We start from the raw sequence: 23,400 nt of genomic DNA on the forward strand, positions 1-23,400 counted from the left end.
ACACGTGTCGAAAATGACACCTGCGCAACCTGATTTCGTCAAAAATGACTTTCACCCGAGGATGACCCGGTGAACCGTTTTGTAATTGCTGACTCCACTGTCTGTATCGGCTGCCGCACCTGCGAAGCCGCCTGCTCTGAGACGCATCGCCAGCACGGCCTGCAGGCTATGCCGCGGCTGCAGGTGATGCGTAATGAAAAAGAATCGGCACCGCAAATGTGCCACCACTGTGAAGATGCTCCCTGCGCCACCGTCTGCCCGGTTAACGCCATCCAGCGCGTCGATGGCGCGGTCCAGCTCAACGAGAGCCTGTGCGTAAGCTGCAAACTGTGCGGCATTGCCTGCCCGTTCGGCGCCATTGAATTTTCCGGCAGCCGCCCGCTGGATATCCCGGCGAATGCCAATACCCGGCTGGCGCCCCCCGCGCCGCCGGCGCCGGCGCGCGTCAGCTCGCTGCTCGACTGGGTACCGGGCGTGCGCGCTATTGCCGTGAAATGCGACCTCTGCCACTTCGATGACCAGGGCCCGGCCTGCGTGCGGACCTGTCCGACCAACGCGCTGATGCTGGTGGATAGCCGTGATATCGCCCAGGCCAGCAAGCGTAAACGCCAGCTGACCTTTAATACCGACCTTGGCGACTTGTCGCTGTTCCAGGCGCAACAGGGGGAGAGGGAATGAGTGTAATTGGATTAGTGAATCAGGCGGTGGCGTGGTATGCCGCCAGCGCCGTACTGGCCTTTCTGTTTGCCATGCGCAAACCGCTCAGCGGCGCCATTGCCGGGATCGGCGGCGCGGTGGCCAGCGCCATGCTGGTGGTCGCCGGCGGCGCCGCGCTGCTGATGCCGGAGCGGATCCACGGCGGCATGCTGCAGTTTCTCCACCTGACGATACGGGTGGGGGGCGTCAACGCGCTGTGGCTGCTGGCCATCGGCCTGTCGGCGCTGCCGGTGTCATTGTTCAATATTAGCTGGCATCGCCACCCGCAGGTGAAGGCCAACGGCCCGCTGGTCAACCTGCTGCTGGCCGCCGCGACCTGCGCGGTGGTGGTGACCAATATCGGTTCACTGGTGGTGATGGCGGAGATCATGGCGCTCTGCGCGGCGTTTCTCACCGGCTGCGCCGCCTCCGGTAAGCTGTGGTTTGCCCTGGGGCGTCTCGGTACTCTGCTGATGGCCTGGACCTGCTGGCTGGTGTGGTCAACCTACGGCACCCTCGAGCTGGCGCAGATCAACCTTCAGGCGGTGGATATGATGCAGAACCCGCTGCTCTGGCTGCCGGGTCTGGTGGGGTTCGCCCTGCTGGCCGGGGCGATCCCGCTGCACGGCTGGGCGCCGCAGGCTCACGCCGGGGCCAGCGCGCCGGCCGCCGCGCTGTTTTCCACGGTGGTAATGAAGGTTGGTCTGTACGGCATGCTGACCGTTTCGCTGGCCGGCGGCGTGCCGCCGCTGTGGTGGGGCGTGATGCTGCTGGCGCTGGGGATGATCACCGCCTTTATCGGCGGACTGTATGCGCTGATGGAGCATAACATTCAGCGCCTGCTGGCCTATCACACCCTGGAGAATATCGGCATTATCCTGCTGGGGCTGGGCGCCTTCGTCACCGGCGTGGCGACCCGCAACAGCACGCTGATGGTGCTGGGCTTTATCGGCGGCATGTATCACCTGATTAACCACAGCCTGTTCAAAACCACGCTGTTCCTCGGTGCCGGAGCGGTGTGGTTCCGCACCGGTCATCGCGATATCGAGAAGCTGGGCGGCATCGGTAAAAAAATGCCGCTGATCTCCCTCGCCATGCTGGTGGGGCTGATGGCAATGGCTGCCCTGCCGCCGCTGAACGGCTTCGCCGGCGAGTGGGTTATCTATCAATCCTTCTTCAAAATGAGCACTGGCGACCTGTTTATCGGCCGTTTGCTGGGGCCGCTACTGGCCGTTGGCCTGGCGATCACTGGCGCACTGGCGGTGATGTGTATGGCGAAAGTCTACGGCGTGACCTTCCTCGGCGCGCCGCGGACGAAAGAGGCGGAATACGCCACCTGCGCCCCCTGGCTGATGACCCTGAGCGTGGTGCTGGCGGCTGTGTTCTGCCTCGTTGGCGGCATCGCCGCGCCGTGGCTGCTGCCGCTGGTGAGCGGCGCCTTCCCGGTGCAGGCTCAGGTATCGAGCGTGGTGTCGCAGCCGATGATCGCGCTGCTGCTTATCGCCTGCCCGCTGCTGCCGTTCCTGCTGATGATCTTCTTTAAAGGCGATCGCCTGGCGGCGCGCTCGCGCGGCGCGGCGTGGGTCTGCGGTTACGACCACGAGCAGTCGATGGTGGTAACGGCCCACGGCTTTGCCATGCCGGTGAAAGAGGCCTTTGCGCCGTTGCTGAAGCTGCGTCACTGGCTGAACCCGGTGCGTCTGGTGCCGGGCTGGCAATCGGCCTCGGCGCCGGCGCTGCTGCGCGGGATCGCGCTGGTTGAGCTGGCGGTGCTGGTGGTGATTGTCATTTCGCGAGGAGCCTGAGAATGAGTCTGTTAATTGCATTGCTACAGGCGCTGGTGCTGTTTGCCGTCGCGCCGCTGTTGTCCGGAATCGTTCGCGTCGCCCGCGCGCGGCTGCATAACCGCCGTGGACCGGGGGTACTGCAGGAGTATCGCGATATCCTGAAACTGCTGGGCCGCCAGATCGTCGGTCCTGACGCCTCGGGCTGGGTGTTTCGCCTGACGCCGTACGTCATGGTGGGCGTGATGCTGACCATCGCCACCGCGCTGCCGGTGGTGACGGTAGACTCCCCGCTGCCGGTGCTGGGGGATCTCATCACCCTGATCTACCTGTTCGCCATCGCCCGTTTCTTCTTTGCCATTTCCGGTCTGGACACCGGCAGCCCGTTTACCGCGCTGGGCAGCAGTCGCGAAGCGATGCTCGGCGTGCTGGTGGAGCCGATCCTGCTGTTGGGCCTGTGGGTGGCGGCGCAGGTCGCCGGCTCGACCCATATCAGCGCCATCACCGATACCCTTTACCACTGGCCGGCGGCGCGCAGCATTCCACTGATTCTGGCGTTATGCGCCTGCGCCTTCGCCACCTTTATCGAGATGGGCAAACTGCCGTTCGATCTGGCGGAAGCGGAGCAGGAGCTGCAGGAAGGGCCGCTGTCGGAATACAGCGGCAGCGGCTTTGGCATCCTGAAGTGGGGCATCAGCCTCAAACAGCTGGTGGTGCTGCAGATGTTTGTCGGGGTCTTCTTTCCGTGGGGCCAGATGACCAGCTTCAGCGTCGGCGGCCTGCTGCTGGCGCTGGTGGTCGCCATCGTTAAGCTGGTGGTTGGGGTGCTAATTATCGCGCTGTTTGAAAACAGCATGGCGCGTCTGCGTTTTTGTGCCACCTCCCGCGTCACCTGGGCCGGGTTTGGTTTCGCCTTTTTAGCTTTCGTCTCCTTGCTGGTGGCGTGATTAAGAGAGTTTGAGCATGTCTGAAGAAAAAATAGGTCAACACTACCTTGCGGCGCTGCACCAGGCCTTTCCCGGCGTGGTGCTGGACGAAGCCTGGCAGACCAAAGACCAGTTAACCATCACCGTGAAGGTCAACTACCTGCCGGAAGTGGTGGAGTTTCTCTACTACCAGCAGGGCGGCTGGCTGTCGGTGCTGTTCGGCAACGATGAACGTAAGCTCAACGGCCACTACGCGGTCTATTACGTGCTGTCGATGGAGCAGGGCACCAAATGCTGGATCACCGTGCGCGTGGAAGTGGACGCCAACAAACCGGAATACCCGTCGGTGACGCCGCGCGTCCCGGCGGCGGTATGGGGCGAGCGCGAAGTGCGTGATATGTACGGCCTGGTGCCGGTCGGCCTGCCGGACGAACGCCGGCTGGTGCTGCCGGACGACTGGCCGGACGAACTCTATCCGCTGCGCAAAGACAGCATGGATTATCGCCAGCGTCCGGCGCCGACCACCGACGCCGAAACCTACGAGTTTATTAACGAGCTCGGCAGCAAGAAAAACAACGTGGTGCCGATTGGCCCGCTGCACGTCACCTCTGATGAACCTGGCCACTTCCGCCTGTTCGTTGACGGCGAGAACATTATCGACGCCGACTACCGCCTGTTCTACGTCCATCGCGGGATGGAAAAGCTGGCGGAAACCCGCATGGGTTATAACGAAGTGACCTTCCTGTCGGACCGGGTGTGCGGCATCTGCGGCTTCGCCCACAGCACCGCTTACACCACCTCGGTGGAGAACGCGATGGGCATCGTGGTGCCGGAGCGGGCGCAGATGATCCGCGCCATTCTGCTGGAGGTGGAACGCCTGCACTCGCACCTGCTGAACCTCGGTCTGGCCTGCCACTTTACCGGCTTTGACTCCGGCTTTATGCAGTTCTTCCGCGTGCGCGAAACCTCGATGAAGATGGCAGAGATCCTTACCGGCGCGCGTAAAACCTACGGCCTGAACCTGATCGGCGGGATCCGCCGCGACCTGCTGAAAGAGGACATGATCCAGACCCGTCAGCTGGCGCAGCAGATGCGTCGCGACGTGCAGGAGCTGGTGGATATGCTGCTCAGCACGCCGAATATGGAACAGCGTACCGTCGGTATTGGCCGTCTGGACCCGGAAATCGCCCGCGACTTCAGCAACGTAGGCCCGATGGTGCGCGCCAGCGGCCACGCCCGCGACACCCGCGCCGACCACCCGTTTGTCGGTTACGGCCTGCTGCCGATGGAAGTCCACAGCGAGCAGGGCTGCGACGTGATATCTCGCCTCAAGGTGCGGATCAACGAGGTTTACACCGCGCTGAATATGATTGATTTCGGTCTCGATAACCTGCCGGGCGGCCCGCTGATGGTGGAGGGGTTCACCTATATTCCGCACCGCTTCGCGCTGGGCTTCTCCGAGGCGCCGCGCGGCGACGATATCCACTGGAGCATGACCGGCGACAACCAGAAACTGTACCGCTGGCGCTGCCGGGCGGCGACTTACGCCAACTGGCCGACCCTGCGCTATATGCTGCGCGGCAACACCGTTTCCGATGCGCCGCTGATCATCGGCAGCCTCGACCCGTGCTACTCCTGTACTGACCGCATGACCGTGGTCGATGTACGCAAGAAGAAGAGCAAAGTGGTGCCATACAAAGAGCTGGAGCGCTACAGCATCGAGCGTAAAAACTCGCCGCTGAAATAAGGAATCGCCATGTTTACCTTTATTAAAAAAGTTATTAAGACCGGCACCGCGACGCACGCCTACCCGCTGGAGCCGATGCCGGTAGACAAAAACTTTCGCGGCAAGCCGGAGCATACGCCACAGCAGTGTATCGGCTGCGCGGCCTGCGTGAACGCCTGCCCGTCGAACGCCCTGACGGTCGAGATCGATCTGGCCACTAACCAGCTGGCGTGGCAGTTCAATCTCGGGCGCTGCATCTTCTGCGGTCGCTGTGAAGAGGTGTGCCCGACGGCGGCGATTAAGCTGTCGCCGGAGTATGAGCTGGCGGTGTGGAAGAAAGAGGATTTCCTCCAGCAGTCGCGCTTCGCTATCTGCCACTGCCGGGAGTGCCAGCGTCCGTTCGCGGTGCAGAAGGAGATCGACTACGCCATCGCGCTGCTCAAGCATAACGGCGATACCCGCGCCGAGCTGCACCGCGAAAGCTTCGAAACCTGCCCGGAATGCAAGCGCCAGAAATGCCTGGTGCCGTCCGATCGTATTGAACTGACCCGCCACATGAGGGAGGCCAGCTGATGAGCACTTTACTTGGCCCGCGCGATGAAAACGGCATTCCCGTGCCGATGACGGTGGATGAATCCATCGCCAGCATGAAGGCCTCGCTACTGAAGAAGATTAAACGTTCGGCCTACGTCTACCGCGTCGACTGTGGCGGCTGCAACGGCTGCGAAATCGAAATTTTCGCCACCCTTTCGCCGCTGTTCGACGCTGAACGCTTCGGGATTAAGGTGGTGCCTTCGCCGCGCCATGCCGATATTCTGTTGTTTACCGGGGCAGTGACTCGCGCGATGCGCTCCCCGGCGCTGCGCGCCTGGCAGTCGGCGCCGGATCCGAAGATCTGTATCTCCTACGGCGCCTGCGGCAACAGCGGCGGCATCTTCCACGACCTGTACTGCGTCTGGGGCGGTACCGATAAAATCGTACCGGTCGACGTCTATATTCCGGGCTGCCCGCCGACGCCAGCCGCCACGCTGTACGGCTTCGCCATGGCGCTTGGCCTGCTGGAGCAGAAAATTCATGCCCGTCTGCCGGGTGAGCTCGACGAACAGCCGACCGAGCTGCTGCATGCCGATATGGTGCAGCCTCTGCGGGTGCGCATCGATCGCGAAGCGCGGCGTCTGGCGGGCTATCGCTATGGACGGCAGATTGCCGATGACTATATGCGTCTGCTTGGCCAGGGCGACAGCCAGGTGCTGCGCTGGCTGGAGGCGGAGAAAGATCCGCGTCTGACCGAGATCGTCACCCATCTCAACCAGGTGGTCGAGGGGGCGCGTATCCGATGAGCGAGACGGTGGTGTTCAGTCAGCTGAGCCGTAAATTTATTGATGAGAACGACGCCACGCCGGATCAGGCGCAGCAGGTGGTCTATTACAGCCTGGCGATTGGCCACCACCTCGGCGTCATCGACTGTCTGGAGGCGGCGCTGAGCTGCCCGTGGGACGCGTATCTGGCATGGATCGCCACCCTTGAGGCCGGAAGCGCCGCGCGGCGCAAAATGGAGGGCGTGCCGAAGTATGGCGAAATCGTCATCGACAGCAGTCATGTGGCGATGCTGGCCAACGCCTTTGATAAAGCGCAGTCCGCGCAGACCCCGCAGCAGCAGGCGTGGAGCAAAACCCTGCTCAGCATGCTGCATGATATTCACCAGGAGAGCGCCATCTACCTGATGGTGAGGAGATTACGTGACTGACGTTTTACTCTGTGTCGGCAACAGCATGATGGGCGACGACGGCGCCGGCCCGCTGCTGGCGGAGATGTGCGCGGCGAACCCGGCCGGCCAGTGGGTGGTCATCGACGGCGGCAGCGCGCCGGAAAACGACATCGTGGCGATCCGCGAATTACGCCCCGAACGCCTGCTGATTGTCGATGCCACCGATATGGGCCTAAACCCCGGCGACATTCGCATCATCGATCCCGACGACATCGCCGAGATGTTTATGATGACCACCCATAACATGCCGCTCAACTATCTGGTCGATCAGCTGAAAGAAGACGTCGGCGAGGTGATTTTCCTCGGCATTCAGCCGGATATCGTCGGTTTTTATTATCCGATGACCCAGCCGGTGAAAGAGGCCGTTGCCCGGGTGTATCAGCAGTTGGCAGGCTGGAAGGGCAAGGGCGGCTTTACTCAGCTGGAGGCCGCGGACGACTAGCCCTGCGGCGAACCGGGCTCTCCGCCGGCGCACGACTGGCCGGAAGGGAGCCCCGTTCCCGGCGCTGCCAGCTCAAGATTCTCTATCACTAATTTACCGGGCGACACCGAGACTCTGACCTGCGTGCCGACCGGAAACCCCGCCTGCTCCAGCCAGTCGCCGTTTAAGCTTAATGCCGCGTGGCGGGTGTAGCGCCGCGTCTCCCGCGTTTTGCGGTCCTCATGGCGTTTTCTGACATATCCCACGGTTAACTGGCGAATGGCCCTGGCTATCCCTCTGGCTGCGGTAGGGTGCTGTGCGCTCATGATGTGCTCCTTGCTGAAGATACCCCGGTAAAAGTACTGGATAAAATACCAGTTATTGTAAACAGGTGGCAAACCAGAAACTGGAATCAGGCTCGAGAAAAAAGCATGTAATGGATGCAACAGATAGCCGACGCCCGTCCCCCGGCTATCGCGGGGAACGGGCGCGCGTGGGCGAGGGTGCTTAGTCGAGATCGGCGCCGTTACTGGCTATCACCTTCTGGTACCAGAAGAATGACTTTTTACGCTTACGCGCCAGGGTGCCGTTGCCGGCATCGTCGCGATCGACATAGACAAAGCCGTAGCGCTTGCTCATCTCGCCGGTGGACGCCGAGACCAGATCGATGCAGCCCCAGCTGGTGTAGCCCAGCACCGGAATGCCGTCGCCGATAGCGTCACGCATTGCCCTGATGTGCTCGCGCAGGTAGCTGATGCGATAGTCGTCATTGATGTCCCCATTGGCATCGATCTCATCGCGGGCGCCAAGCCCGTTTTCCACCAGGAACAGCGGTTTCTGATAGCGGTCGTACATCATGTTCATGGTGATGCGCAGGCCCAGCGGGTCGATGCCCCAGCCCCATTCGCTGGCCGGAATGTGCGGGTTCTTCAGCGACTTGACGATGTTGGCGGCATTGGTGTTGCTGGCGTTCATCTCCGCCGAGGCGCAGCGCGACGCGTAGTAGCTAAAGGAGACGAAATCGACGGTGTTTTTGAGGATCTCGTCATCGCCCGGCTGTTTCGCAATCGTGACCCCTTTTTCCCGGAACACCCGCGCGGCCCACACCGGATAGGCGCCGCGGGCCTGGACATCGATAAAGAACAGGTTTTCGCGGTCCTTCTCCAGCGCCATCCATACATCTTCCGGCTTGCAGGAGTAAGGGTAGAAATTACCGCCGGCCAGCATACAGCCGACCTGATTTTGCGGGTTAATCTCATGGGCGATTTTCGTCGCCAGCGCGCTGGCCACCAGCTCGTGATGCGCGGCCTGATACTTCACCTGCTCCTGGTTTTCACCCTCTTCAAACACCAGACCGGCGCCGGAGTAGGGGCTGTGCAGCATGATGTTGATTTCATTGAAGGTGAGCCAGTATTTCACCAGGCCGTCAAAAGCTTCAAAGCAGGTGCGGGCGTAGTGGCTGAAAAAATCCACCATTTTGCGGTTGCGCCAGGAGCCGTACTCCATCACCAGATGCATCGGCACGTCAAAATGGCACAGGGTGACCAGCGGCTCGATACCGTGCTTTTTGCACTCCTCGAACAGTGAGCGATAGAAGGCGATGCCCTGCGGATTCGGCTGCTGTTCGTCGCCGCGTGGGAACAGGCGGCTCCAGGCGATGGAGGTGCGAAAGACGCTGAACCCCATCTCGGCCATCAGGGCGATATCTTCTTTATAGCGATGGTAAAAATCGATCGCCTGGTGGCTGGGGTAAAATTCGTCTCCACGCAGCGTAAAGCGCTTCTCCAGGCCTAATTTTACCGGCAGGCGATGGGCGCCGTGGGGAAGGGTATCCACGGTGGTCAGCCCCTTACCGCCTTCAAGATAAGCGCCTTCAGACTGGTTGGCGGCCAGTGCGCCGCCCCATAAAAATCCCTGTGGGAAACTCGCCATGCATTACCTCATTATCAATAGTGTATTCAGGCGTGGGATGCCTGGGCCCTGGCCTGGCGCGCTCTGGCGTCGGCAGCGGCCTGCTCAACGGGAATGTCCTCAAAGCCAAGGATCAGCGTCAGGGCAAACGACAGCACCACCGACAGCGCCATCACGCCAAACACCCAGACGATGGTCATTGGATTGGCCGGATCGAAAAACTGCACGCTGGTAAACAGCCCCGGCGCCGCCATCGAATGGCTGGCCAGTCCGGCAATACCTGCCACCGCGCCGCAGATAAAGCCGCTGATTAAGCTGGCGATCAGCGGGCGCTTCAGGCGCACCGCCACGCCGTACAGCGCCGGTTCGGAAATCCCGGCCAGAATCGCCGATGCCGCGGCGGCCAGCGCCGTCTGGCGCAGCTCCGGGTTTTTGGTTTTCCACGCTACCGCCAGCGAAGAGCCGCCGAGCGACAGGTTGGCGCCGATCTCCGATGGCATCACCATACCCTCTTTGCCGGTTTCGGCGATGGTCTGAATGATGGTCGGCGTAAAGACGCGGTGCATACCGGTCATCACCAACAGCGGCCACAGCCCGCCCATGATCGCCACCGACAGCCAGCCGAGATAGCTGTGGATCGTATACACCAGCGCGGAAATGGCGCTGCCGATCCAGATGCCCAGCGGGCCAATCAGCAGGATCGCCAGCGGGGCGGCGATCAACACGATCAGCATCGGCTTCAGAAAGTTTTTCGTCACCGCCGGGGTAATGCGATCCACCCAGCGCTCGATATACGACAGGCACCAGGTCATCACCAGCGCCGGGATCACCGTGTAGGTGTATTTCACCGCGGTAACCGGAATAAAGGCGAATTCAACGTGTTCTCCCTGGGCGGCTTTGGCCATCAATTCGATAAACCCAGGATGCACCAGCACCCCGGCGATGGCGATAGCCAGCGACATATTAGTTTTGAATTTCACCGCCGCGGAGGCGGCCACCATCAGCGGCAGGAAGAAAAATGCGCCGTCGCCGATAAGCGCCAGCAGGGTCAGCGTCGGCGAGCCTTTCGGCAACGCGCCGCTCATCTCGAGGATCATCGCCAGCAGCTTGACCATCGATCCGCCGATAATCGCCGGGATCAGCGGCGACATGGTGCCGATCAGCGCGTCAAGGATCCCGGCGCCGATGCGTTTCAGGGTTAGCGGCGCTTTGCCCTGCGGCTCAGCCGGGCGCAGGTCGCCAGGCAGCAGATTCACCACCTCGCGGTAGGCCTGGGAGACAGTGTTGCCGATGATCACCTGGCACTGGTTATCGCTGCGCACAACGCCGAGCACCCCGGCCAGCCCTTTCAGGGTAGAGCTATCGACCTGTTCGTCGTCTTTAACCACGAAGCGCAGACGGGTCATGCAGTGGGTAACGGCGGCGACGTTGTCGACCCCGCCGATTGCCGCGACTATCTGTTGCGCCAGGGCTGCATAATTTTTCGACATCGGATTTTATCCTGTTTATCAATAGGGTACTGATCTGCCACCGCCCCGCATCGCCGGGCGATACCATGTTTTTATAGGAAACCGGTTCCACAAAATCATGGTGAGTTTCATTTAATTTCACAAGAAATAAAAAAATATGATCTCAATTTTGTGATTTTGATCGCTAAGCGTCGCCGTGAGCCGGATCGCGGTGATGAACAGGGGAGTGCTGTAAAAGCGGGAAACGTGCAGTACACTGCCTGCAACTTTTGCAACAGGAAGAATCACATGGCAACGATGCTGGAGGTCGCAAAGCGCGCGGGGGTATCGAAGGCGACCGTTTCGCGGGTGCTGTCGGGCAACGGCTATGTCAGCCAGGAGACCAAAGACCGGGTGTTTAAGGCGGTGGCGGAGAGCGGCTACCGGCCTAATCTGCTGGCGCGCAACCTGGCGACCAAAACCACGCAAACCCTCGGCCTGGTGGTGACCAATACCCTGTACCACGGCGTCTATTTTAGCGAACTGCTGTATCACGTGGCGCGGATGACGGAGGATAAAGGGCGGCAGCTGATCCTGGCCGACGGCAAGCACAGCGCGCAAGAGGAGCGGGAGGCGATCCAGTACCTGCTGGATCTGCGCTGCGATGCGATCATCATCTACCCGCGCTTTCTCACCGTCGATGAGATGGACGAGATCGTTGAGAACCACTCGCAGCCGATCATGGTGCTTAATCGCCGCCTGCGCCGCCACGCCAGCCACTGCGTCTGGTCCGATCAAAAAGCCTCGGCGATGCGGGTAGTGGAGCGGCTGATTGCGCTTGGCCATCGCAATATCGCCTTTATTACCGGCTCCCTTGACTCTCCCACCGGCGTCGAACGCCTCGCCGGCTACAAAGACGCGCTGGCTGGCCACGGCATCGCCCTGAACGAGGCGCTTATCGCCGAAGGGCGCTGGACGCCGGAAACCGGGGCGGCGGGGGTGGAGAGCCTGCGTAAGCGCGGGGTTACCTACAGCGCGCTGGTGGCGAGCAATGACGATATGGCCATCGGGGCGATGAAGCAGCTTCACCAGCTGGGCGTTAAGGTGCCAGAACAGGTCTCGGTGGTGGGGTTTGACGATATTGCTCTTGCGCCGTATATGGTGCCGTCGCTCGCCAGCGTCCGGGTGCCGGTGACGGAGATGATTAAAGAGAGCATCAATCGGCTGATCTTTATGCTGGATGGCGGGGAATTCAACTTTCAGCAAAGCTTTCCCGGAGCGCTGATTGAACGCGAGTCGCTGGTGGCGGGCCCCTGTGCCTGACGTCGTCAGCTGTCATCGTCACTACTGACGATGACAGCAAAGCCCAGCTATAATAGTCTTTATAATCAATATATTAAAAACTTGGAACGTATTATGCATACTCCGGCGCGTAACCTTCTTACTGCTGGAGAAATGGATGAACCGTTTCATTATCGCCGATGCGAGCAAATGTATCGGCTGTCGCACTTGCGAAGTGGCCTGCGTGGTATCCCATCAGGAACATCAGGACTGCGCCTCCCTGACGCCTCACACCTTTCAGCCGCGTATTCACGTGATCAAAGGGGTCAATGTTTCCACGGCGACCGCCTGCCGTCAGTGTGAAGACGCCCCCTGCGCCAACGTCTGCCCGAACGGCGCCATCAGCCGTGATAAAGGCTTTGTCCATGTGATGCAGGAGCGTTGCATCGGCTGCAAAACCTGCGTCGTCGCCTGCCCGTACGGGGCGATGGAGGTGGTGGTGCGCCCGGTGATCCGCCATAGCGGCGCCGGACTGAACGTCGTGGCGGAAAAAGCCGAAGCCAACAAGTGCGATCTCTGCTTCCACCGCGAGAGCGGTCCGGCCTGCATGGAAGTGTGCCCGACGCACGCCCTGGTGTGCGTTGACCGCAACAAACTTGAGCAGATGAATATCGAGAAACGTCGCCGTACGGCGCTGGCCTGGTAAGTCAAGGCATGAACGGGGTGCAAATCCGCATTCGCGGTAAAGTGCAGGGGGTGGGGTTCCGCCCCTTTGTCTGGCAGCTGGCCCGGGCGCAGGCCCGCTGCGGCGATGTCTGTAACGACGGCGACGGCGTACTGGTGCGGCTGGTCGGGGGCGACGACGGTTTTACTGCCGCTCTGGCTGACCACTGCCCGCCGCTGGCGCGGATCGACAGTACCGCCTGCATTCCCTATCGCTGGGCGGCCACGCCGCAGGATTTCACCATCCGCGAGAGCGGGGCGGGACGGATGCGGACTCAGATTGTGCCCGATGCCGCGACCTGCCCGGCGTGCCTCGCGGAGATGAACGATCCCCGGGCACGCCGCTACCGCTACCCCTTTATCAACTGCACCCACTGCGGCCCGCGGTTGACCATTATTCGCGCCATGCCCTACGACCGGCCCTTCACCGCAATGGCGCCGTTCCCGCTCTGTTCCCCTTGTGAGGCGGAATTCCGCGATCCTGCCGATCGCCGTTTTCACGCCCAGCCGGTGGCCTGCCCCGACTGCGGGCCGCGACTGGAATGGCGGGCAGAGGGGGAAACGCTGGACGGCGAGGCGGCGCTGCAGGCGGCTATCGCCCGGCTGGCGGCGGGCAAAATCGTGGCGATAAAAGGCATCGGCGGCTTTCATCTGGCCTGCGATGCCGGTAACCCCGCTGCCGTTGCCACGCTGCGGGCGCGAAAACACCGCCCGGCAAAACCGCTGGCGGTAATGCTGCCGACGGCAACGGGCTTACCCGCCGCCGCTGCGGCGCTGATGGGCTCCCCGGCGGCGCCCATCGTACTGATTGCCAAAGCGCAGGTCTCCGGCCTGTGCGACGAAATAGCGCCAGGGCTTGCGGAAGTTGGGGTGATGCTGCCGTCTAATCCGCTGCAGCATTTGCTTCTGCAGGGCCTGGCGCGCCCCATCGTAATGACCTCCGGCAACCTTAGCGGCCGTCCGCCGACGTTAAGTAATGCTCAGGCGCTCAATGAGTTAGCCGACATTGCCGACGGCTTTCTCTTGCATAATCGCGACATCGTACAGCGGATGGATGATTCACTGGTGCGCTCAAGCGGTGAAATGCTGCGCCGCGCCCGGGGCTACGTCCCGGACGCGCTGCCGCTGCCGCCAGGGCTAGGAGACATCCCGCCGCTGCTGGCTCTCGGCGCGGATATGAAAAATACCTTCTGCCTGGCGCGCGGCAGCGAAGCGGTGCTGAGCCAGCACTTTGGCGATCTTGGCGAGGAAGGTGTTGAACAGCAGTGGCGCAGCGCCCTGCAGCTGATGCAGAGCATTTACGCGTTTGTGCCGCAGCGGGTGGTGGTTGATGCCCATCCCGGCTATCGCTCAACGCAGTGGGCGGCCTCCCTGCCCCTGCCGCTGGAGACAGTGCTGCATCACCATGCCCACGCCGCGGCATGCCTGGCGGAGCACCGCTGGCCGCTTGACGGCGGGGACGTTATCGCCCTGACACTCGACGGTATTGGTATGGGGGAGAACGGCGCGCTGTGGGGCGGGGAGTGCCTGCGGGTCAACTATCGCGAATGCGAACATCTTGGCGGGCTGCCGGCCGTCGCGCTGCCAGGGGGGGACCTGGCGGCACGCCAGCCGTGGCGAAATTTGCTGGCCCACTGTCTGGCCTTTGTCCCTGACTGGCAGGATTATCCGCAGGCCGCCACCCTGCGCCAGCGCAACTGGCCGCTGCTGGCGCAGGCCATCGAGCGCGGGATTAACGCGCCGCGCGCCTCATCCTGCGGACGGCTGTTTGATGCCGTTGCCTGCGCCCTGGATTGCGCGCCGGAGAGTCTGAGCTATGAAGGCGAAGCGGCCTGTCGGCTGGAGGCGCTGGCCGCCAGCTGCCCCGGCGTCAGCCACCCGGTTACGCTGCCGTGGCGCGACGACGCGCTGGATTTAGCGACCTTCTGGCGGCAATGGCTGAGCTGGCAGGCGACTCCGGCGCAGAAAGCCTGGGCATTCCACGACGCCCTGGCCTGTGGGCTGGCGGCGATGGCCCGCGACTGCGCCACCGTCCGCGGCATCGACACGATGGTCTGCAGCGGCGGGGGGCTGCATAACCGCCTGCTGGCGGCGCGATTGACCTTTTATCTGGCGGATTTTACTCTGCTGTTTGCACAGCAGTTGCCGGCCGGCGACGGCGCAATCGCCTATGGTCAGGCGGTGATCGCCGCCGCCCGCTGGCAGGCTCAAGGAATACAACCATGATAATGACAGTTTTACGCCAGCAGCCGCGCGCCGCGGGTCTGGTGCTGGGGTTGATCGCGGCGAATTTACTGGCCTGGTGCTGGGCGCTGCAGGCCTTTGGCGACAGCGGCGCGCTGATGGCCGCCAGCCTGCTGGCCTGGGGCTACGGCCTGCGCCACGCGGTGGACGCCGACCATATTGCGGCGATTGATAACGTGACCCGCAAGATGATGCAGCAGGGGCGGCGGCCTTTCGCCGTCGGGGCGTGGTTTTCGCTGGGCCACTCATCGATTGTGGTGCTGGCCTCGGCGGCGATTGCCGCGACCGCCACCGCCTTCAGCACGCAGATGAGCTGGCTGCATGATACCGGCAGCGTTATCGGCACCGCCGTGTCGGCCCTGTTTTTACTGGCGATGGCCTTTATCAACCTGGTGATTTTACGCAGCGTGTGGCGCAGCTTCCAGGCATGGAAGCGCGGTGAAAAGGTCAGCGACGAAATCGTCAGCGGCGGCGGCATGATGAGCTGGCTGTTTGGCAAGACCTTCCGTCTGATAAGCCGCAGCTGGCAGATGTACCTGGTCGGTTTCCTGTTTGGCCTCGGTTTTGATACCGCCACCGAAATCGGCGTACTGGGTATCTCCGCCGCCGGCGCGTCGAGCGGGATTTCCGTCTGGTCGATTATGGTCTTCCCGGCGCTGTTCGCCAGTGGTATGGCGCTGGTGGATACCCTCGATAACGTGCTGATGGTCGGCGCCTACGGCTGGGCGTTCAGCAAACCGCAGCGCAAGCTCTATTACAACATGACCATCACCGGCACCTCGGTGGTGGTGGCGCTGTTTATCGGCGGCCTGGAAGCGCTGGGCCTGCTGATGGATAAGTTTGCGCTCAGCGGCGGAATATGGCGCTGGGTAGGGGCGTTAAACGACAACCTCGGCGACGCCGGATTTGTGGTGGTCGGGTTGTTTGTCGCCTGTTGGGCGCTATCGGTGCTTAACTATCGCTGGCGCGGCTACGACAATCTGGCGCGCTAGGCTGGATATGTTCCCGGCTTGCGCTGCGCTTAGCCGGGCTACCAGGACAATACCGTAGCCCGGCTAAGGCGTTTACGCCGCAAGCCGGGAAAACCATCAACTTACCAGTTGTTTGAGCAGCGCAAAGGCTTCCTTCATTTTGTCTTCGCTGACCACAAAGGCGCGCAGCTGGTTTTCGGCATCCACGCCTTTCGCCACCAGCCCCTCTTTGGCGGCCACGATGTTCCACGTCAGATCGTCGCGGCGGGTGTCGCCGGCCAGATGCAGCGGCAGATCCGGGGTTTTCACCTTCACCAGCATTGGCGGCAGCTTGAGTTCTCCCGCCTGCGCCAGCAGATTTTTACTCAGGCACATGGCGCTGAGTAAAATCGGCTGCAGGAACGGCAGTACCACGCCGTTGATTTCCGCACAGTCGCCGAGCGCATAAATCGCCGGGTCGCTGGTTTGCAGCTGGCTATTGACCACAATACCGCGGTTAATCTGCAGTCCGGCGTGGCGCGCCAGCGACGTTTCCGGGCGCAGGCCGGCGGCGGCCACCACCGCATCGACGGTTATCGCGCGCTGGCGATCGAGACTGACGCGAATGCCGTCGGCGGTTTGCTCCAGCCCCTCCAGCTGCGTTTTCAGCATCAGATGTACGCCCATCTCGGTGAGCCGATGCTGCAGGCGGCTGCTGGCCTCCGGCGGCATCAGCGCCGCCAGCACGCTGGCGGAGTTATCGACTACCGTTACCGCTTTACCGGCGCGGCAGAAATCCATCGCCAGTTCGCAGCCAATCAGGCCGCCGCCGACGATCAGCACGCGCTTCGCGTCGTGCAGCCGGCTCTGCGCCGCGCCATATTCGCGCTGGCTATTGAGCGTTAGCATCAGCTCGCGCCCCGGTACCGACGGGATAAACGGCGTCGCGCCGGTGGCCAGTACCAGTTTGTCGTAGCGCCACTGGTTATCGTGGCTCTTCACTAACCGGTTTTCGGCGTCGATATCGCTTACCCAGGTATGGGGAAACAGACGCAGAGTGTACTGCTCGGCGAACTCGCCGGCGCTTTGCAGGGTCAGATCGTCGGCCTTCTGTCCGCGGCTGATGACATGGCTGAGGTCCGGTTTGTTGTATTCATCCATGCTATCGGCGGCGATGAGGGTCAGCGGGATTTGCGCATCCTGCTTACGAATATTTTTCACCAGCTGGCGGGCCGCGAAGCCCGAGCCGATGATGACGATGCCATCACTCATTTTGCCTCCGTCGCCAGTACGTCAAAGACATCTTTGCCAAGAGAACACTCAGGGCAGAGGAAATTGTCCGGCACTTCGCTCCACGGCGTACCCGGCTGTACATCCTGATTAGGTTCGCCTTTCGCCGGGTCATAGACCCACTGGCACACGCTGCACTGCATCATGGGACCGAGATCGGCGGCCGCGGCCGCGGCACAGGCGCAGTCCTGTGGTTCCGGCGTTGTCGCTGCTTCAGCAACCGGCAGCGGCGAGAGGGCCCATTGGCGAGCGATGTCGCGACCGTGTTGGCGGCACAGCTCCAGCGCGTCGATATCCGGGCGCCATTTGGCTTTCAGGCTCAGCGACATCTCAAAGCCGGCATCCTGCAGGCGGGTGGACAGGCGGTCTACCGCGCCGCCGCTCCAGCCGTGCGAGCCAAAGGCGCTGGCGCGTTTATTGCGAAAACGCAGCCCGGTCATCTCTTCCACCAGCCCGGCGATTTTCGGCATCATCACGTTGTTCATGGTGGACGTGCCGACAAGTACGCCTTTCGAGCGGAAAACATTGGTGAGGATGTCGTTTTTGTCGCTGCGGGCGACGTTAAAGATTTTCACCGCTACCCGTGGGTCAACCTCGGTGATCCCCTGGGCAATGGCGTCCGCCATCATGCGGGTATTATTGGACATGGTGTCGTAAAAGATGGTGATGCGATCTTCCTGATAATCCGCCGCCCACTCGAGGTATTTCTCGACGATTTGCGTCGGGTTATCGCGCCAGACCACGCCGTGGGAGGTGGCAATCATCTCCACCGGCAGGTTGAAGCCGAGGATTTCAGTAATTTTCGGCGTCACCAGGCGGCTGAAGGGCGTCAGGATGTTGGCGTAGTAGCGCTGGCACTGTTCGTACAGTTCAGTCTGGTCCACTTCATCGTTGAACAGATGTTCGTCGCAATAGTGCTGGCCGAAGGCGTCGTTGCTGAACAGCACCGCGTCGCCGGTCAGGTAGGTCATCATGCTGTCCGGCCAGTGCAGCATCGGCGTTTCCACGAAGATCAGCTGTTTACCGTTACCGATGTCGAGAGTATCGCCGGTTTTCACCACGTGGAAGTTCCACTCCGGATGATGATGGTGGCCGTTGATCGAGTCGATGGCGTTGGCGGTGCAGTAGATCGGCGTATCCGGGATCTGCATCATCAGTTCGGTCAGCGCGCCGGCATGGTCCTCTTCGGCGTGGTTAATGACGATATAGTCGAGGTCGGCTAGGTCGATTTCGCGGCGCAGGTTCTGTACGAACTCGCGGCTGAATTTATGATCGACGGTATCGATCAGCACGTTTTTCTCTTCGCGGATGAGATAGCTGTTGTAGCTGCTGCCGCGCAGCGTTTTATATTCGGTGCCGTGGAAATCACGCACTTCCCAGTCACGTTGGCCAACCCAAAGAATGTTATTTTTCACCACAATAGACATAGCAACCTCAATCAATACAGTGTGTTTAAACTCAGTTGACTGGCTTATATCAAGTTGCGTGCCAACTTTTTAATTAATTGATAATTATCTGTTTTTAATTTTTTCTGATTTTGGTTGTTGTCAAAATGACAATGGTTAAAATAGTCGATATGACAATGCGTATTGTCAAAATGACAATGGAGCGGCAATGAGTTTTTCCGTCGACGAGCTGGCGAGAATCGCCATAGATTTACAAAGCGATATTGGTCACACCGACCGCTTTTCGCGCCTGATTACTACCCTGCGGCAAATTCTTGGCTGCGATGCCTCGGCGCTGCTGCGCTATGAGGCGCATCAGTTTGTGCCGCTGGCGATCGATGGCCTGGCGCAGGATGTGCTCGGTCGGCGCTTTGCCCTGGAAGGACACCCGCGGCTGGAGGCGATTGCGCGCGCCGGGGATGTGGTGCGCTTCCCGGCGGATAGCGACCTGCCCGACCCCTATGACGGGCTGATCCCCGGTCATGAGAGCCTCAAAGTCCATGCCTGCGTGGGACTGCCGCTGTTTGCCGGGCAGACGCTGATTGGCGCGCTGACCCTGGACGGCATGGATGCCGATCGTTTCGATAGCTTCAGCGATGAAGAGCTGCGGCTGATTGCCGCGCTGGTGGCCGGGGCGCTGAATAATGCGCTGCTTATCGCCCGCCTTGAAGCGCAAAACGTCCTGCCGGCGCAGGCGGTGAATTACCCGCTGCCGGAGCGCCAGGAGATCATCGGCCTGTCGGGGCCCATGCTGCAGCTGAAAAAAGAGATCGATATCGTCGCCGCCTCGGATTTAAACGTGCTGATCAGCGGCGAAACCGGCACCGGCAAAGAGCTGGTGGCGAAGGCAGTGCACCAGGGATCGCCGCGAGCCGCCAACCCTCTGGTGTACCTCAACTGCGCGGCGCTGCCGGAAAGCGTAGCGGAGAGCGAGCTGTTCGGCCATGTGAAAGGGGCATTTACCGGGGCTATCAGCAACCGCAGCGGTAAATTTGAGATGGCGGATAACGGCACCCTGTTTCTTGACGAAATCGGCGAACTGTCGCTGGCGCTGCAGGCCAAACTGCTGCGCGTGCTGCAGTATGGCGATATTCAGCGCGTCGGCGATGACCGCAGCCTGCGGGTCGATGTGCGGGTGCTGGCGGCGACGAACCGCGATCTGCGCCAGGAGGTGGTGGAAGGGCGCTTTCGCGCCGATCTGTACCATCGGCTGAGCGTCTTCCCGCTGTCGGTTCCGCCGCTACGCGAGCGGGAAAGTGACGTGGTGCTGCTGGCGGGCTATTTCTGCGAGCAGTGCCGCCTGCGGATGGGGCTGGCGCGGGTCATTTTGGCTGAGGCGGCGCGAAACCGGCTGCAGAAGTGGTCCTGGCCGGGCAACGTGCGCGAACTGGAGCATGCTATCCATCGGGCGGTGGTGCTGGCGCGGGCCACCCAGGCCGGTGATGAAGTGGTCCTGGAGCCGCAGCATTTCCAGTTTGCGGTGGCGGCGCCGATGTTGCCGACTGAGACGGCGGCAGCGGCGCCCGCGACGGGAAACATCAATCTGCGCGAGGCGACCGACTCTTTTCAGCGAGAAGCCATTAGCCGCGCGCTGGAGGCTAACCAGGGCAACTGGGCGGCGACCGCCCGAGCGCTGGAACTGGACGTCGCCAACCTGCATCGGCTGGCGAAACGTCTGGGTCTTAAAGGATCCCCGCCTGGTAAAAGTTCTGCAGGTTAATGGCGCCGACCAGTTGGCCGTTCTCATCCACTACCGGCGCGGCGCTGATTTTGTGTTTCATCAGTCGCTCTTTGGCTTCCACCGCGCGGCTATCCGCCTGCAGCGTTACGCCATTGCGGGTCATCGCCCGAGTGACGCCATCGTTGAGCGTACCGCCAGCAACCAGCCAGCGGCGCAGGTCGCCGTCGGTGAAAACGCCCTGCACGCGGTTGGCTTCATCGCAGACCGCCACCAGGCCGAGCCCGGTTCGGCTTAGTTCAAGCATGGCGTCCATGACGTTGGCCTCGGCATTGACCCGCGGCACTTCTTCGTCGCGGCGCATCAGGTGATGCACTTTGTTCAGCAGCCGCGCGCCGAGGGCGCCCGCCGGGTGGGAACGGGCGAAATCCTCTTCATTGAAACCGCGCGCCTGCATCACCGCCATCGCCAACGCGTCGCCCAGCATCAGCGTGTTGACGGTGCTGGAGGTTGGCGCCAGATGCATCGGGCAGGCCTCGCGCTCCACGGCGATATCCAGCACCGCTTTCGCCGCCAGCGCCAGCGGCGAGGTGGATTTGCCGGTCATCGCCAGCAGCGGAATGCCTTTTTCTTCCAGCCGCGGCACGATGAGATCCAGCTCTTTCGCGCTACCGGAGTAGGAGATAAACAGCATCACGTCGCGGCTATCGAGCATGCCGAGATCGCCGTGCAGGGCTTCCGCCGGATGGACGAAAAAGGCCGGGGTGCCGGTGCTGGCGAAGGTTGCCGCCAGCTTTTTACCGATGTGGCCGGATTTACCGATACCGGAGACAATCAGTTTGCCCTCGCAGTGGATAATGGTTTCCGCCGCGCGGATGAAGTCGTCGCCCAGGCGCTCCGGCAGGCGGCTCGCCTCCTGCAGCTCAAGCATCAGGGTCTGGCGTCCGGCCTCTAACAAAAAGTTACTCATGATGTTCTCCAGTAATAATGACTTCAATGCCTTTGGCTTCCAGCGCCCGCTGGAATTCCGGGTCAATATCGGCATCGGTAATCAATTTATCCACGCGTTCAAGGCCGCAGACAATATTGGGGCTTTTACGACCAAACTTGGATGAGTCGGCCATCAGGATCACTTCGCGGGCGGCGTTGCACATCGCTTTGCTGACGGTATAGACCTCATTAAAGGTAGTGACTCCGGCGTTCAGATCGATACCGTCGGTGCCCATAAACAGCTTGTCGAAGCTGAACTGTTCGAAGGCGTTTTCCGCCAGCTGGCCGTGAAAAGAGGCCGATTTTTTACGGAAGGTGCCGCCCGGCATCAGGATGGTCTGCTCGTTATCGAACTCTGATAGCGCGTTGACGATATGCAGGCTGTTGGTCATCACCGTGATGTTATTGAAGTGACTCAGCAATGGCACCATCTGCAGCACGGTGCTGCCGGCGTCGAGGATAATTGAATCGCCATCGTGGATGTATCGCACGGCAGCCTCGGCAATCTGCGCTTTTTTATGGGTGTTGATCAGCGTTTTATGGTCAATCGGCGGATCGGCTTCATCCTTGTTGAGTACCACGCCACCGTAGGTGCGAATGACGGTGCCGGCGTTTTCCAGCGTGACCAGATCCTTGCGGATGGTGGTGCCAGTGGTATCGAAGTGTTGCGCCAGCTCTTCGACCGAGCATTTTCCCTGCGACTGCAGGAACTCGAGAATGGCTGCCTGGCGCTGACGTGGTTTCATAGGCGTCTATCCTGCGTTTAAGTTTCGAGGTGATAATTTCGCAAGATATTTACTTTTACAACGAAATTATCCATGTTTCGGATTAAGCGCTAATGATAGTGCATTCTGACAGCGCGGATCATGGGGAAAGATCACATCAGGCTGCAATTCCGCAATATGTTTGCCTGCCAGAGCCGGGATCTTTTGCGGACTGGCGAAAATGGTGAAGCCTTTCATCAGCAGCGTGTCGCTAATGCGGTCGTTATCATCGACGGCGATGGCGACGATGGCGCGCGGTTGAAAGCGTCCGGCGGAGCGGCCGACGCCCACCCGCCCCTGCTGGCACAGGCTATCAAAGGCGCGATTGAAGCGGCGGATCTGCCAGCCGCCAAAGGCCAGCTGGGTAAGCCAGGCGATGGCGGCGACGATGATTAATGCAGTAACCATAGGTCTCTCCTTAAGGGGGGCGGGAACAGCCCAGGTCACGGCGCGAGCGCCTAACCCGAGCGACCCGCGGTGCCGTTTTTTTGTCGGGTGGCGGCTAACGCCTTACCCGACCTACAGTTTTGTAGCCCGGATAAGCGCAGCGCCATCCGGGAACCTGTTAAAACATCACCTGGCCGCCGGTGACGTTGATCGACTGCCCGGTGCAGTACGACGCCTGTGGGCTAGCGTAAAACATCAATACGTTCAGCACATCCTGATATTCGCAGCCGCGCTTCAGCGGCACCTTGTCGATGTAGTACTGCTCGACTTCGCTCTCATCGATACCGAGCTTGGTGGCATACTGCGGCAGCAGCGACTGGAACATCGGCGACTTCAGCAGATTGCCGAGCATCAGCGAATGCACGGTAATGCCATATTCCGCCAGATCCAGCGCCAGCGACTGGGTCAGCCCGACGCCGCCGAACTTCGCCGCGCTGTAGCCGGAGTTGTGCTTACTGCCGACTTTGCCGGATTTCGAGTTGATCTGAATGATCCGCCCCTTAATGCCGTCGCGGATCATCAACCGCGAGAACTCGCGGGCGCAGAGAAAATAGCCCACCAGATTGACCTGCAGCGAGCGGTCGAAATCCCCCAGCGCGAAGTCGCTAATAAACGCCGCCTTGGCGATCCCGGCGCTGTACACCAGCAGGTCGACGCGCGAAAAAATCTCATCCACCCCGTGGGCCAGGGCGGTGACGCTGGCCTCGCTGGTGGCGTCGGCGCCGAAGCCGTACGCCATACCTTCGCCATACTCAGCGTTAATCTCCTGGGCGACGCGGCTGGCTTTTTCGCTCTGAATATCGACCACCGCCACGCGGTAGCCCTCGGCGGCCAGCCCGCGGCACAGAAACTCTCCTAAGGTTTGTCCACCGCCAATGACAACAGCAACCTGATTCATCTCTCTCTCC

22 protein-coding genes are annotated in these 23,400 nt (G+C 61.2%); 13 read left to right on the top strand and 9 right to left on the bottom strand.

The window, feature by feature from the left end:
- The first annotated feature begins 69 nt into the window (after positions 1-69).
- Genes KB892_RS04090 through hycI form a run of 8 tightly spaced genes read left to right on the top strand, consistent with a single transcriptional unit; the run spans position 70 to position 7,342 of the window.
- A complete protein-coding gene (locus tag KB892_RS04090) occupies positions 70-678 on the top strand; it encodes a 4Fe-4S dicluster domain-containing protein (protein WP_004151047.1) in 609 nt (202 codons plus the stop codon).
- Positions 675-2,501 carry a formate hydrogenlyase subunit 3 gene (gene hycC, locus KB892_RS04095; protein WP_004151046.1) on the top strand — a complete coding sequence of 609 codons (1,827 nt, stop codon included), beginning with the start codon at positions 675-677 and terminating at the stop codon, positions 2,499-2,501. Before KB892_RS04090 ends, hycC begins: the two co-directional genes overlap by 4 nt.
- A gap of 2 nt (positions 2,502-2,503) precedes the next feature.
- Positions 2,504-3,427, top strand: coding sequence for a respiratory chain complex I subunit 1 family protein (locus KB892_RS04100; protein ID WP_004151045.1), 924 nt, complete (start codon positions 2,504-2,506; stop codon positions 3,425-3,427).
- Positions 3,428-3,443: 16 nt separating this feature from the next.
- Entirely contained in the window at positions 3,444-5,153 is a 1,710-nt protein-coding gene (hycE, locus tag KB892_RS04105) for a formate hydrogenlyase subunit HycE (protein ID WP_004151044.1), read from the top strand.
- Between the two features lie 9 nt (positions 5,154-5,162).
- Positions 5,163-5,705, top strand: a complete 543-nt coding sequence (locus KB892_RS04110; RefSeq protein WP_002914893.1) for a formate hydrogenlyase complex iron-sulfur subunit — start codon at positions 5,163-5,165, stop codon at positions 5,703-5,705.
- Entirely contained in the window at positions 5,705-6,472 is a 768-nt protein-coding gene (locus KB892_RS04115) for an NADH-quinone oxidoreductase subunit B family protein (RefSeq protein WP_002914891.1), read from the top strand. The genes KB892_RS04110 and KB892_RS04115 overlap by 1 nt, the downstream gene beginning before the upstream one ends.
- Complete coding sequence (locus tag KB892_RS04120; RefSeq protein WP_002914887.1) at positions 6,469-6,879, top strand: formate hydrogenlyase maturation HycH family protein; 411 nt, start codon at positions 6,469-6,471, stop codon at positions 6,877-6,879. The genes KB892_RS04115 and KB892_RS04120 overlap by 4 nt, the downstream gene beginning before the upstream one ends.
- Positions 6,872-7,342 carry a hydrogenase maturation peptidase HycI gene (gene hycI / locus KB892_RS04125; RefSeq protein ID WP_002914885.1) on the top strand — a complete coding sequence of 157 codons (471 nt, stop codon included), beginning with the start codon at positions 6,872-6,874 and terminating at the stop codon, positions 7,340-7,342. The genes KB892_RS04120 and hycI overlap by 8 nt, the downstream gene beginning before the upstream one ends.
- Here the strand turns inward: hycI and KB892_RS04130 are convergent.
- The 3 genes from KB892_RS04130 to ascF form a co-directional block, all read right to left on the bottom strand.
- A complete protein-coding gene (locus KB892_RS04130) occupies positions 7,339-7,647 on the bottom strand; it encodes a SymE family type I addiction module toxin (protein WP_002914883.1) in 309 nt (102 codons plus the stop codon). The two genes, hycI and KB892_RS04130, sit on opposite strands and share 4 nt — an antisense overlap.
- Positions 7,648-7,828: 181 nt before the next feature.
- Entirely contained in the window at positions 7,829-9,253 is a 1,425-nt protein-coding gene (locus KB892_RS04135) for a 6-phospho-beta-glucosidase (RefSeq protein ID WP_002914881.1), read from the bottom strand.
- A 26-nt stretch (positions 9,254-9,279) separates the two neighbouring features.
- Positions 9,280-10,722 (bottom strand): PTS cellobiose/arbutin/salicin transporter subunit IIBC, encoded by a 1,443-nt coding sequence (gene ascF, locus KB892_RS04140; protein ID WP_002914879.1) that lies wholly within the window; start codon positions 10,720-10,722, stop codon positions 9,280-9,282.
- A 267-nt stretch (positions 10,723-10,989) separates the two neighbouring features.
- Between ascF and KB892_RS04145 the strand changes: the two genes are divergently transcribed.
- From KB892_RS04145 to KB892_RS04160, 4 genes are all read left to right on the top strand, one after another.
- Entirely contained in the window at positions 10,990-12,003 is a 1,014-nt protein-coding gene (locus KB892_RS04145; RefSeq protein ID WP_002914876.1) for a LacI family DNA-binding transcriptional regulator, read from the top strand.
- 136 nt (positions 12,004-12,139) lie between these two features.
- Complete coding sequence (gene hydN, locus KB892_RS04150; RefSeq protein ID WP_002914875.1) at positions 12,140-12,667, top strand: electron transport protein HydN; 528 nt, start codon at positions 12,140-12,142, stop codon at positions 12,665-12,667.
- A gap of 8 nt (positions 12,668-12,675) precedes the next feature.
- Complete coding sequence (gene hypF, locus KB892_RS04155; RefSeq protein ID WP_004188759.1) at positions 12,676-14,910, top strand: carbamoyltransferase HypF; 2,235 nt, start codon at positions 12,676-12,678, stop codon at positions 14,908-14,910.
- Positions 14,907-15,920: a HoxN/HupN/NixA family nickel/cobalt transporter gene (locus tag KB892_RS04160; protein WP_004151041.1), complete on the top strand. Its 1,014-nt coding sequence runs from the start codon at positions 14,907-14,909 to the stop codon at positions 15,918-15,920. The genes hypF and KB892_RS04160 overlap by 4 nt, the downstream gene beginning before the upstream one ends.
- A 96-nt stretch (positions 15,921-16,016) precedes the next feature.
- Here KB892_RS04160 and norW read toward each other — a convergent pair whose 3' ends face one another.
- Both norW and norV read right to left on the bottom strand, forming a co-directional pair.
- Positions 16,017-17,150, bottom strand: a complete 1,134-nt coding sequence (gene norW / locus KB892_RS04165) for an NADH:flavorubredoxin reductase NorW (RefSeq protein ID WP_002914823.1) — start codon at positions 17,148-17,150, stop codon at positions 16,017-16,019.
- Complete coding sequence (norV, locus tag KB892_RS04170) at positions 17,147-18,595, bottom strand: anaerobic nitric oxide reductase flavorubredoxin (RefSeq protein ID WP_004145759.1); 1,449 nt, start codon at positions 18,593-18,595, stop codon at positions 17,147-17,149. The genes norW and norV overlap by 4 nt, the downstream gene beginning before the upstream one ends.
- Before the next feature lie 187 nt (positions 18,596-18,782).
- Here norV and norR point away from each other — a divergent pair, with 187 nt between their 5' ends.
- Positions 18,783-20,333 carry a nitric oxide reductase transcriptional regulator NorR gene (gene norR / locus KB892_RS04175; protein ID WP_002914820.1) on the top strand — a complete coding sequence of 517 codons (1,551 nt, stop codon included), beginning with the start codon at positions 18,783-18,785 and terminating at the stop codon, positions 20,331-20,333.
- Here the strand turns inward: norR and gutQ are convergent.
- From gutQ to srlD, 4 genes are all read right to left on the bottom strand, one after another.
- Complete coding sequence (gene gutQ / locus KB892_RS04180) at positions 20,296-21,261, bottom strand: arabinose-5-phosphate isomerase GutQ (protein ID WP_002914818.1); 966 nt, start codon at positions 21,259-21,261, stop codon at positions 20,296-20,298. The genes norR and gutQ overlap by 38 nt on opposite strands.
- Positions 21,254-22,027, bottom strand: coding sequence for a glucitol operon DNA-binding transcriptional repressor SrlR (gene srlR, locus KB892_RS04185; RefSeq protein ID WP_002914817.1), 774 nt, complete (start codon positions 22,025-22,027; stop codon positions 21,254-21,256). The genes gutQ and srlR overlap by 8 nt, the downstream gene beginning before the upstream one ends.
- A gap of 66 nt (positions 22,028-22,093) precedes the next feature.
- Positions 22,094-22,453: a transcriptional regulator GutM gene (gene gutM / locus KB892_RS04190; RefSeq protein ID WP_004145754.1), complete on the bottom strand. Its 360-nt coding sequence runs from the start codon at positions 22,451-22,453 to the stop codon at positions 22,094-22,096.
- 157 nt (positions 22,454-22,610) lie between these two features.
- Complete coding sequence (srlD, locus tag KB892_RS04195) at positions 22,611-23,390, bottom strand: sorbitol-6-phosphate dehydrogenase (protein ID WP_002914815.1); 780 nt, start codon at positions 23,388-23,390, stop codon at positions 22,611-22,613.
- Between the last annotated feature and the right edge of the window lie 10 nt (positions 23,391-23,400).

The organism is Klebsiella sp. P1927 (assembly GCF_018204675.1).
GTDB classification, from domain to species: domain Bacteria; phylum Pseudomonadota; class Gammaproteobacteria; order Enterobacterales; family Enterobacteriaceae; genus Klebsiella; species Klebsiella pneumoniae.